Source organism: Micromonospora sp. NPDC051227 (genome assembly GCF_044455385.1).
GTDB lineage: Bacteria > Actinomycetota > Actinomycetes > Mycobacteriales > Micromonosporaceae > Micromonospora.
Window position 1 is genome coordinate 159,383 of record NZ_JBITET010000008.1, and the last position, 11,329, is coordinate 170,711.

General features: G+C 71.4%; 10 protein-coding genes. 8 read left to right on the top strand and 2 right to left on the bottom strand.

Annotated features, from left to right (window positions below; translation table 11 throughout):
- Positions 1–41: 41 nt before the first annotated feature.
- Positions 42–3,572, bottom strand: coding sequence for a DNA polymerase III subunit alpha (dnaE, locus tag ACIA47_RS20860; RefSeq protein WP_396709956.1), 3,531 nt, complete (start codon positions 3,570–3,572; stop codon positions 42–44).
- Between the two features lie 144 nt (positions 3,573–3,716).
- Between dnaE and ACIA47_RS20865 the strand changes: the two genes are divergently transcribed.
- The 3 genes from ACIA47_RS20865 to ACIA47_RS20875 all read left to right on the top strand — a co-directional run bounded on the left by ACIA47_RS20865 (position 3,717) and on the right by ACIA47_RS20875 (position 5,508).
- Positions 3,717–4,337, top strand: a complete 621-nt coding sequence (locus ACIA47_RS20865) for an L-threonylcarbamoyladenylate synthase (protein WP_203119122.1) — start codon at positions 3,717–3,719, stop codon at positions 4,335–4,337.
- Between the two features lie 98 nt (positions 4,338–4,435).
- Positions 4,436–4,975 (top strand): RNA polymerase sigma factor, encoded by a 540-nt coding sequence (locus tag ACIA47_RS20870; RefSeq protein ID WP_328655128.1) that lies wholly within the window; start codon positions 4,436–4,438, stop codon positions 4,973–4,975.
- The gene (locus ACIA47_RS20875; RefSeq protein ID WP_396709958.1) at positions 4,972–5,508 is read left to right on the top strand and encodes a hypothetical protein; all 537 of its coding nucleotides are present in this window, start codon (positions 4,972–4,974) and stop codon (positions 5,506–5,508) included. Before ACIA47_RS20870 ends, ACIA47_RS20875 begins: the two co-directional genes overlap by 4 nt.
- 17 nt (positions 5,509–5,525) lie before the next feature.
- Here the strand turns inward: ACIA47_RS20875 and ACIA47_RS20880 are convergent, their stop codons facing one another.
- Positions 5,526–7,022 (bottom strand): serine/threonine-protein kinase, encoded by a 1,497-nt coding sequence (locus ACIA47_RS20880; protein ID WP_396709960.1) that lies wholly within the window; start codon positions 7,020–7,022, stop codon positions 5,526–5,528.
- Positions 7,023–7,155: 133 nt separating this feature from the next.
- Here ACIA47_RS20880 and ACIA47_RS20885 point away from each other — a divergent pair, with 133 nt between their 5' ends.
- The 5 genes from ACIA47_RS20885 (at position 7,156) to ACIA47_RS20905 (ending at position 11,319) form a co-directional block, all read left to right on the top strand.
- Positions 7,156–7,755, top strand: coding sequence for a hypothetical protein (locus tag ACIA47_RS20885; protein WP_203119126.1), 600 nt, complete (start codon positions 7,156–7,158; stop codon positions 7,753–7,755).
- Between the two features lie 130 nt (positions 7,756–7,885).
- Positions 7,886–8,227, top strand: coding sequence for a PadR family transcriptional regulator (locus ACIA47_RS20890; protein WP_203119128.1), 342 nt, complete (start codon positions 7,886–7,888; stop codon positions 8,225–8,227).
- The gene (locus ACIA47_RS20895; protein ID WP_203119130.1) at positions 8,224–9,174 is read left to right on the top strand and encodes a permease prefix domain 1-containing protein; all 951 of its coding nucleotides are present in this window, start codon (positions 8,224–8,226) and stop codon (positions 9,172–9,174) included. The genes ACIA47_RS20890 and ACIA47_RS20895 overlap by 4 nt, the downstream gene beginning before the upstream one ends.
- Before the next feature lie 94 nt (positions 9,175–9,268).
- Positions 9,269–10,606 carry a sensor histidine kinase gene (locus ACIA47_RS20900; protein WP_396709963.1) on the top strand — a complete coding sequence of 446 codons (1,338 nt, stop codon included), beginning with the start codon at positions 9,269–9,271 and terminating at the stop codon, positions 10,604–10,606.
- Positions 10,603–11,319, top strand: coding sequence for a response regulator transcription factor (locus ACIA47_RS20905; protein WP_203119134.1), 717 nt, complete (start codon positions 10,603–10,605; stop codon positions 11,317–11,319). The genes ACIA47_RS20900 and ACIA47_RS20905 overlap by 4 nt, the downstream gene beginning before the upstream one ends.
- The last annotated feature ends 10 nt before the right edge of the window (positions 11,320–11,329 follow it).

Here is an 11,329-nt window from a genome sequence, read left to right on the forward strand (position 1 = left end):
CGGCGGTCCGGCCGGCGCACGCCGGCCGGACCGAGGCCGGCTCAGCTCACGTTGGCCGGGCCGAGGACGCTCTTGAGGTCACCCATCAGCGCGGTCGTCGCCGCCACCCGGAACGGGCCCAGCCGCAGGGTGGTGGTGCGCCCGCCGTTCTGGAGTTTGACGTGCACCTCGGTGTCGCCGGGGTGCAGCACCAGGGTCTCCTTGAGTTTCTCCACCAGCGGTGGGGTGCAGCGGTGCACAGGGATGGTGAGGGTGACCGGCTTGTTGGTGGCGCTGGTGCTGACGTCCGGCATGGACATGTCCATTGCCATGATCCGTGGGGTGTCGTCGCGGCGGTCCACCCGACCCTTGACCACCACGATGGCGTCCTCGGCGATGTACTGCCCGATCACCTCGTACGTGTTCGGGAAGAACAGCGTCTCCACCCCACCGGCCAGGTCCTCCAGGGTGGCCGACGCCCAGGCCCGGCCCTGCTTGGTGACCCGGCGCTGCACCCCGGAGAGGATGCCGGCGAGGGTGACGACGGCCCCGTCGGGCACCGCGCCCTCCTCGGCCAGGGAGGCGATGGTGGTGTCGGCTGCCGCGTTGAGGATGTGCTCCAGGCCGAACAGCGGGTGGTCGGAGACGTACAGACCGAGCATCTCCCGCTCGAAGGCCAGCTTGTCGCGCTTGTCCCACTCGCTGTCGCCGATGGTCGGCATCACAGTGGTGCTGCCGGTGTCGGCGTCACCGAAGCCGGCGCCGAACAGGTCGTACTGGCCGACGGCCTCCTTGCGCTTGACGTCGGCGTACGCGTCGATCGCGTCGGCGTGCACCGCGAGCAGGCCCTTGCGGGGGTGGTCGAGGGAGTCGAAAGCGCCCGCCTTGATCAGCGATTCGATGGTCTTCTTGTTGCAGACCACAGCGTCCACCTTGGACAGGAAGTCGTAGAAGTCGGCGTACTCGCCCTTCTCCTCCCGGCAGCGCATGATCGACGCGACCACGTTCGCCCCGACGTTACGGACGGCGGCGAGGCCGAAGCGGATGTCCTTGCCGACCGGGGTGAACGGCCCGGCCGAGGTGTTCACGTCCGGCGGCAGCACCTGGATGCGCATCCGGCGACACTCGGCCAGGTAGAGCGCCATCTTGTCCTTGTCGTCGCCGACGCTGGTCAGCAACCCGGCCATGTACTCGGCCGGGTAGTGCGCCTTCAGGTACGCGGTCCAGTAGGAGACCAGGCCGTACGCGGCAGAGTGCGCCTTGTTGAAGGCGTACCCGGCGAACGGCACCAGGACGTCCCACACCGCCTGGATCGCCTCGTCGGAGTAGCCGCGCTCGCGGCAGCCGTCCCGGAACGGGATGAACTCCTTGTCGAGGATCTCCTTCTTCTTCTTACCCATGGCCCGGCGCAGCAGGTCCGCCTGACCGAGGGTGTAGCCGGCGAGGATCTGCGCGGCGCGCTGCACCTGCTCCTGGTAGACGATCAGACCGTGGGTGGGCGCCAGGATCTCCCGCAGCGGCTCCTCCAGCTCCGGGTGGATCGGCGTGATCTCCTGGAGGCCGTTCTTGCGCAGCGCGTAGTTGGTGTGCGAGTCGACGCCCATCGGGCCGGGTCGGTACAGGGCCAGGACGGCGGAGATGTCCTCGAAGTTGTCCGGCTTCATCAACCGCAGCAGCGACCGCATCGGCCCACCGTCGAGCTGGAACACGCCCAGGGTGTCACCGCGGGCCAGCAGCTCGTACGCGGCCTTGTCGTCCAGCGGCAGGCCCAGCAGGTCGAGCTTCAGGCCGTGGTTCAGCTCGATGTTCTTGACCGCGTCGTCGATGATCGTCAGGTTGCGCAGGCCGAGGAAGTCCATCTTCAGCAGCCCGAGCGACTCGCAGGTCGGGTAGTCGAACTGCGTGATGATCGCCCCGTCGGCGTCACGGCGCGTCAACGGGATGTGCTCGATGATCGGCTCGGCGGACATGATGACGCCGGCGGCGTGCACACCGGTCTGCCGGATCAGCCCCTCGATGCCCTTGGCCGTGTCGATCACCTTGCGGACGTCCGGGTCGGAGTCGTACAGGCCGCGGATCTCGCCCGCCTCGGCGTAGCGGGGGTGCTTGTTGTCGAAGATGCCGGTGAGCGGGATGTCCTTGCCCATCACCGCCGGTGGCATGGCCTTGGTGATCCGGTCGCCGACAGCGTACGGGAAGCCGAGGACCCGGGCCGAGTCCTTGATCGCGGCCTTCGCCTTGATCGTGCCGAAGGTGGCGATCTGGGCGACCTTGTCGTCGCCCCACTTGTCGGTGACGTACTTGATCACCTCGCCGCGCCGGCGCTCGTCGAAGTCGATGTCGACATCCGGCATCGAGACCCGCTCAGGGTTGAGGAACCGCTCGAAGATCAGCCCGTGCTGGATCGGGTCCAGGTCGGTGATGCCCAGCGCGTACGCGACGAGCGACCCGGCGGCCGAACCACGGCCCGGACCCACAGCGATGCCCTGGTTCTTCGCCCACTGGATGAAGTCGGCCACCACGAGGAAGTAGGACGGGAAACCCATCTGGTTGATGACGCCCAGCTCGTACTCGGCCTGGACGACGTGCCCCTCGGGGATGCCGTTCGGATAGCGGCGGGCCAGGCCGGCGAAGGTCTCCTTGCGGAACCAGGATTCCTCGGTCTCCCCCGCGGGCACCGGGAAGCGCGGCATCAGGTTGTGGAACTCGAACATGCCCTTCGGGTCGACCTTCTCGGCCACCAGCAGGGTGTTGCGGCAGCCCTCCTGCCACAGCTCGGACGAGTCCACAGCGCGCATCTGGTCGGCGCTCTTGATGAAGTAGCCGCCGCCCTCGAACCGGAACCGGTTGGGATCGTCGATGTTGCTGCCGGTCTGCACGCAGAGCAGCACGTCGTGGGCGGTGGCCTGCGCCTCGTGGGTGTAGTGGGAGTCGTTAGTGACCACCGGCGGGATGTCCAGCTTGCGGGCGATCTCGGTGAGCCCCTCGCGGACCCGGCTCTCGATGGAGAGGCCGTGATCCATGATCTCCAGGAAGTAGTTGTCCTTGCCGAAGATGTCCTGGTAGCTGGCGGCGACCTTGAGGGCCTCGTCGAACTGGCCCAGCCGCAGCCGGGTCTGCACCGCGCCGGACGGGCAGCCGGTGGTCGCCATGATCCCCTCGGCGTGCTCGGCGATCAGCTCCATGTCCATCCGGGGCCACTTGACGTAGTGCCCCTCCATGGAGGCGCGCGAGTTGAGGGTGAACAGGTTCTTCAGGCCCTGCGCGTTCTTCGCCCACATGGTCTTGTGGGTGATCGCGCCGTTACCGGAGATGTCGTCGCTCTTCTGCTCCGGGCGACCCCACTTGACCCGCGCCTTGTGATAGCGCGACTCCGGCGCCACGTACGCCTCGACGCCCAGGATCGGGGTGATCCCGGCGGCCATCGCCTGGTTGTAGAAGTCGTTCGCGCCGTGCATGTTGCCGTGGTCGGTGATCGCCACAGCGGGCATGCCCAGCCGCTTGGCCTCGGCGAACAGGTCCTTCAGTCGGGCCGCTCCGTCGAGCATCGAGTACTCGGTGTGCACGTGCAGATGCGCGAACGAATCAGCCATGCGTGGCGCCCCCCGGCGGTGTGGATCTTGTTGGTCGGAGCCGACCGGGACCTACCCTACCGAGGTGATCTCGGCGGCTCCACCGTCCGCGCCGAGGGTGGCCCTCGTCTCCTGATCGCCCCCGGGTGCGCCTAGTCTCGGAGGATGGCGAGGTACTACGACGTACACCCGGAGAACCCACAGCCCCGGGTCATCGGGCAGGTCGCCGACCTGATCCGCGGCGGTGGGCTGGTCGCCTACCCGACGGACTCCTGCTACGCGCTCGGCACCCAACTGGGCAACCAGGACGGGCTGGACCGGATCCGGCAGATCCGACACCTCGATGATCGGCACCACTTCACGCTGGTCTGCCACGACTTCGCCCAGCTCGGTCAGTTCGTGCAGATCAGCAACTCGGTCTTTCGCCTGGTGAAGGCGTCCACCCCGGGCAGCTACACGTTCATCCTGCCGGCCACCCGGGAGGTGCCCCGCCGGATGCTGCACCCGAAGAAGCGGACCGTCGGCGTGCGGGTGCCCCGGCACACCGTCACCCAGGCGCTGCTGGCCGAGCTGGGCGAGCCGCTGGTCTCCAGCACGCTGGTCCTGCCCGGCGACGAGGAGCCGATGACCCAGGGCTGGGAGATCAAGGAACGGCTCGACCACCAGCTCGACGCGGTGCTCGACGCCGGCGACTGCGGCAAGGAGCCGACGACCGTGATCGACCTGTCCGGGCCCGAGCCGGAGATCCTACGCAGGGGCGCCGGAGACGTGTCCCGCTTCGAGTAGCGCCCCGGTTTCGCGTCGGGTGCCGGACGCTACGGGCCATCGCGGCGGCACCGGTCGTACGCTCAGGGATCGGCACCGGCGAGCATTGGACATCCGGCATGCCCGACGCGGACGACATCGACGCCCTGGCCCGGTCCGCCGCGCACGGCGACCCGGCCGCGCTGAACGCCCTGCTGGTCGCGGTGCGCCCGGAGGTGCTGCGGCTGTGCGCCCGCTTCCTGCCGAGCCGGGAGGACGCCGAAGAGGCCTGCCAGGACACCCTGCTGGCGCTGGCCGGCGGCATCACCCGGTTCGAGGGGCGCTCCTCGTTCCGCACCTGGCTGCACCGGTTGACCGCCAACCGGGCCCGCTCCACGTACCGCACGCTGCGCCGCCGCTGCCGGCTGGAGGCCGAGGGCGTACCGCTGCCCGACCAGGCCGACCCGCGACGGACCAGCGTGGTCGCGGGCACCCGCCTCGATTTGCTCGACGCCTTCGACTCGGTTCACCCCGACCTCGCCGAGGTGGTCGCCCTGCGCGACGTCCTGGGGCTGAGCTACCCGGAGATCGCCGCCCTGCTCGACGTGCCGTTGGGCACTGTGAAGTCCCGGTTGCACCTGGCCCGGCGGCAGGTCCGGCAACGGCTCGGCGCCGAGTGAGCCGCAGGTCGATCCGCCGGGTCGTCGTCGTCCTCGCGGCCACCGTGGGGGTCGCCGCCTGCGGCGCCGACGCCGTCTCGCCCCTGCCCGTCCAACCGCCCGGCCCGACCGGTGCGACGCCGACACCCTCCACGATCTCCACGATTCCCACGCCCACCGGGTCGCCGTCCCGACCGCCGCCGACCAGCGCGCGCCCGGCCGCGCCACCGCCCGCACCCACCAGAACAAGGGGTACGCCCCGAACGACTCCCCCAGCGACCGACGCGACGCCGGCCTGTCAGGGCGCGGTGCGCTACGACCTGCCGCTCGCCGAGACCGAGATCGAGCTGCTCAAATCGCTCTGCTTCGCCACCGGTGCGGTGCTGCGCATCCAGGGCATCGGGCCGGGGCTGGTCACCGTGGACCGCCCGGAGCTCGTCTCTCAACAGTACGAGGCGGGCGTGGTGGACATCCGCTTCGTCCGCCCCGGCACCGTCGCCGTGACGATCCCCAAGGATGGCCGGGAGCACACCATCACCGTTGTGGTCCGCTAGGGCGGGTTGGGCCGCACCTACCGCAGGCGTACGCCGGCGAGCAGGGTGTCCACGAAGGCGGGCCCGCTGTCCGCTGGCGGGACGATCTGCGCGTACACCAGGGCGGGCCGGCCGGGGTGCAGGGCGGCCGACTCGATGATTTGCGGGCGACCCCGGTCGCAGCGGTACGCCACCACCGTCCACTCGACGCCCGCCTGCCGGGTGACCCGGGCCGGCGCGGGCGTGCAGGCGCCGTGCGTGCGCTCGGCCAGGAACCCGGCGGGCGTGGCACGGGCCGCCGTGCTGGCGGAGAGACCCACGAACGCGCCGGGCAGGCGAGGGTCGGCGGCCCACCGGCGGGGTTGCGGCGACATCACCAGCGCCGGTTCGGGTTCGCCGTCGGCACCGTACTGACCGGCCCAGGTGGCACCAGTGGCGGACCAGGCGGGCGGCAACGCCACTGTCAACGGCCCTGTCGTGTACGTGCCGCCGACCGGCCGACCCGACCCGGAGCCACCCGGCTCGGGACCCACCGCACCGGCCGCGGCGATGGCCACGACCGCGGCCCCGGCAAACCGCAACCGGTACCGGCGGCGGGCTCCCGGCCGTGGTGGCGGCTGTCGCCGCACCGGACCGCTCACCGCAGCGGTGCCGCTGGCGCGGGTCGCCGCGATCGGCCGACCCGCCGGGCCGGTCCCACCGGTCGCCGCGATCGGCCGACCCGCCGGGCCGCTCGCGCGGATCAGCGCGGCGTGCAGGGTAGCGGCGTCCGGGTAGCGATCGGCCGGACGGTGGGCGGTGGCCCGGGCGAGCACCGCCGCGACCGCCGCAGGCACGTCGTCCCGTAGGCGAATCTCCGGGGCGCGCCGAGGCTGGTCGGGTCTGGTCGGGTTCGCGCCCGACGGCTCGGCGGCCAGCAGCCGGATGCCGAGCCGGCCGAGCCCGTACACGTCCGCGCGGGTGTCGACCACCGCACCCGGATCGTCCTGCTCGGGGGCCATGTAGCCCGGGGTGCCGGCCCGGGCGGTCAGTCCGGAGGCGGCGGCGAGCGCCTTGGCGAGGCCGAGGTCGGCGATCAGCACCTGTTCCCCGCCGCCGGGGCCGGCGGAGCGGAACAGGATGTTGCCCGGGGTGAGATCACGGTGCACGACGCCGTGGCGGTGCAGCACGGCGACCCCGGCGCAGACCTCGCCGAGCAGCCGCAACGCCGTCGGCGCGGGGATCTCACCAGCGCCCAGCCGGTCCCGCAGGCTGCCCCCGTCCGCCCAGGCCAGGACCGCGTACGGGCGGCCGTCGGGCAGCTCACCGACGGCGTGCACCCGGATCAGCCGCTCGTGCTCCAGCCGGCGGAGCAGCCGGGCCTCGTCGAGGAAGCGTTCCCGCACCCGTAGGTCGTGGCTCCAGTTCTCGGCCAGCACCTTGATCGCCACGTGCGCGTCGAGCGCCCGGTCGTAGCCCAGCCAGACCATCGCGAACGAACCGACGCCGAGCAGTCGCTCGACGGCGTAGGGCCCGATCCGCAGTGGAGCCGTCACCATGTCACCCCCGGCCAGCACGGTCGGTCGGCGTTTCTCTGCACAGTAGACCCGGCCCGTCGGAATCCCGACGAACCGTTGGCCCTGGCGCGGTGACTAAGAGGGCAGGAGACCCATCACCGAAGGAGTCACGATGAACCGTCCCGCGATCCTCCTCACCACCGCCGCATTGGCGCTCGGCACGCTCGTCCCGGCGACCGTGGCCGGCCCGGCGGCAGCAGCGCCCCAGGCCGGCGGCACCGCGCCCGCCTCGGCCCGCGGTCCGCTCGCCGTCGCCCCCGGGCACAGCCACCCGCAGGTGCTCAGCGTTCGTGGCGTCGGCGTGTACCGCATCGGCGCCAGCCTGGCGTCGCTCACCACCAACGGGCACCTCGACTGGACCGTGCCGACCTGCGGCGGGGTTGTGCACGCCGGCGCGACCGGTTCCTGGGCGGGCGTGATCCTGCTGGCCTTCCGCGACGGGCGACTGGTGGAGGTCGGTACGGCCACCGCGCCGCCGCGGTCCCCCGCCGGCGCCACTGTCGGCATGTCCTTCGACGAGCTGGAGGCGATCTACGGCTGGCGGGGTTCGCTGATCCGCAACGACGCGGGAGACGCCGAGGCGTACCTGGTCCGGGTGGGGTCGCGGGTGGAGCTGTTCACCGGCCACCCGATCCGGCCGGGGGTGGGCTACTTCCAGGTCGGCCCGGCCAGCTTCGTCGAGCGGAACTTCCGCCAGGGTGTGTCCTGCTGAGTTTTCCCAGGTGCGGGGCGTCCGGTGTCGACCGGGCTCCCCGCACGTCGTATCGGCTCGAAGCGGAGGTTGGGCGGACACGATGATGTCTGGTGGACAACACTGTGTGGCACACAGTATGGTGTGACACATGGTTAGCGAGGACGTTCTACGGACGCACCTACAGGAGTTGCGTCGAGGCACCGTCGTGGTGGCCAGCCTGGTCGCGCTACGCCGACCGGACTACGGCTACGCACTGCTGCAACGGCTCAGCGACCACGGTTTCCCGGTCGACGCCAACACCCTCTACCCGCTGCTGCGCCGCCTGGAGGACCAGGGGCTGCTGACCAGCGAGTGGAACACCGACGAGAGCCGACCGCGCAAGTTCTACCGGACCAGCGACGAGGGCGAGTCGATGTTGAACCGGCTCCTCGCCGACCTCGCCGCCGTGCAGACCTCCATCACCGGGCTGATCCAAGGAGTGGACCGATGAACACCCTGACCGACCGCTACCTCGCCGCCACCCTGCGATCGGTGCCCACCCAGCGCCGCGACGAGATCGCCACCGAGCTGCGGGCCTCCATCGACGACATGATCGACGCCCGCACCGACGGCGGCACGGACCCGACTGTGGCCGAGCGGGAGGTGCTCACCGAGCTGGGCAACCCGGACGTGCTGGCCGCCCGGTACGCCGACCGCAGGTTGCAGCTCATCGGCCCGACCTACTACCTGCTCTGGCTGCGACTGCTGAAGCTGCTGCTCAGCTTCGTCCCGGCGCTCGTCGGCACGATCGTCACAGTGGTCGAGGCGGCCGAGGGAGAGGGTTTCGGCGCCATCGGGCCCGGCATCGTCGCGGCCATACAGGTGGCAGTGCAGATCGCCTTCTGGCTCACACTGACCTTCGCCATCATCGAGCGCACCCAGACGGCCGTGGACCTCCCGGAGTGGACGGTCGACCAGCTGCCCGTCGCACCGGTGCGACGAGGCATCCCCCTCGCCGACACCATCGCATCGGTGATCATGCTGGTGCTGACCATCGCGTACCTGCCGCTTCAGCACTACCACTCCTGGGTGCGCGGCACCGACGGCGAGAACATTCCGATCCTCGACCCGGCTCTGTGGTCGTTCTGGCTGCCGGCGCTGATCGGGGTGCTGGCACTCAGTGTCGTCTTCGAGGTCGTGAAGTACCGGATCGACCGCTGGACCTGGGCCCTGTTCGGCACGAAGGCGCTGCTCGACCTGGCGTTCGCGGTGCCGCTGGCCTGGCTCGCGCTCTCCGACCAACTGCTCAACCCGGCCCTGGCCGAGCGCCTGAGCTGGGTGGCGGAGGCCGACAACCGGGACGGCCTCGGCCTTGCCATCGCTGTGGGCGCGGCCGCGATCGTGGTCTGGGACCTGATCGACACGGCCCGGAAGACCCGCCAGCAAACGACCGCGTGAGCGACACCAGAGACGGCGGCCCGGCGCGTACCCCGCGCCGGGCCGCCGCCCGCCCGGTCGGCGGGCCTGGTGGGCGGCGTGGCATCGTTCCCGGATGAGCGTGGCACCGCGAGAGGAATGGCGTCGTCCGGGTCCAACGGCGGAGCAGCGCCGGAACGACCTCTGGATCGGCCTGGGGATGACCGGGCTGGCGTTGGTCAGTCTGACCCTGGCCCGCAGCACCGGCGCGTTCCTGCTGGGCCCACCGCCGTCCGGGCCGGAGCAGCTGTTCTGGACCGTCGCGGTGACCCTCCCGCTGATCTGGCGACGACGCTGGCCGACCGCGACAGTGCTGGTCGTCGCGGTGGCGTTCATCGCCGCGCAGGCGCGCTCGGCCCCGGAGAGCCAGTTCTCCTCCTGGGCCCTGTTCTGCGCCCTCTACACCGTCGGCGCCTGGGGGCAGGACCGCCAGCTTTCCCGCCGGCTGCGGATCGGCGTGATCGCCACGATGTTCGCCTGGCTCGGGATCTACTACGCGGTGATGATCGACCACATCCCGGCGGACACCTTCGCCGACGCGGTCGGGCCGGTGCCCCCGGTACTCGCCGCGATGGTCAACGGTGTCCTGCTCAACGTGCTGGTCTTCGGTTTCGCGTACTTCTTCGGCGAGACCGCGTGGGTGGCCGCGCGCCGCGAGCACGAGCTGCGCGCCCAGGCCGAGGACCTGCGCCGGTCGCAGGCCGAGGCCCGGGAACGGGCAGTGCTCGGCGAACGGGTCCGGATCGCCCGCGAGCTGCACGACGTGGTCGCTCACCACGTGTCGGTGATGGGCGTACAGGCGTCCGCCTGCCGCCGGGTGTTCGACCGCGACCCTGGTAAGGCCCGCGCGGCGCTGACCGCCATCGAGCAGAGCGCACGCACCGCCGTCGACGAGCTGCGTCGGATGCTCGGCGTGCTGCGGACCTCCGCCGGCACCGACGCCGCGCCGCCGACGGCCGGCGGCGTCGAACGGATCGACGAGCTGGTCGAGCGGGCTCGGGCCGCCGGGCTGACGGCAACCCTCGGGGTGTACGGCGACCCGGTCGCGTTGCCCGAATCGGTCTCCCAGACGGCCTACCGGGTGACGCAGGAGGCGGTGACCAACACCCTGAAGCACGCCGAGGCGGCCCTGCTCGACGTGCGGGTCCGCTACCTGGCCCGGGAGGTGGAGGTCGACGTGACCGACGACGGGCGGGGCGGCGGCCGGGCGAACACCGTCGGGTTGGGTCTGATCGGCATGCGCGAACGGGTCACCGCCCACGACGGCGACCTGGAGGCCGGGCCGCGGGCCGGCGGCGGCTGGCGGGTACGCGCCCGCTTCCCCCTGGCGGCGTCGGCGGATCGGCCGGTGGGCCCACAGCGGGAGCCGAGCGACAGGCAGCAGGCGGCAGCCGGCGCGGAGCCGACGGCATGAGCGCGGCAGCCCAGCAGGCACCCGACAGCGGGCCGACGGTGCGAGTGCTGCTCGCCGACGACCAGCACCTCGTCCGTACCGGCTTCCGGGTCATCCTCGAGGTGGAGGACGACATCGAGGTGGTCGGTGAGGCCGCCGACGGCGAACGGGCCGTCACCATGACCCGAGCCACCCGCCCCGACGTCGTACTCATGGATGTGGAGATGCCCGGGATGGACGGCCTGGAGGCCACCCGGCAGATCGTCGCCGACGGCTTCGGGGCGCCCGCGGTGCTGATCCTCACCACTTTCGACCGCGACGACTACCTGTTCGCCGCGCTGCGGGCCGGGGCCAGCGGCTTTCTGCTCAAGAACGGCACGCCGGAGGAACTGGTCGAGGCGATCCGGGTGCTGGCCAGGGGCGACGGTCTGCTCGCCCCGGAGATCACCCGCCGGGTGATCTCCACCTTCGCCCGACCCGGCGACCCGGCGGGCACCGCCCACCGGGGCCCGGACGCCGATGCCGCGCTGGCCGAGCTGACCCCGCGCGAACGGGAGGTGCTGATGCTGCTCGCCGCAGGGTCGAGCAACGCGGAGATCGCCGTGGCCATCCACCTGGGCGAGGCGACGGTGAAGACGCACGTGAGTCGGGTACTGGCCAAGCTCGGCCTGCGCGACCGGGTGCAGGCCGTGGTGTTCGCGTACGAGAACGGGGTGGTCCGCCCCGGCGGGTGACGGCGTCCTC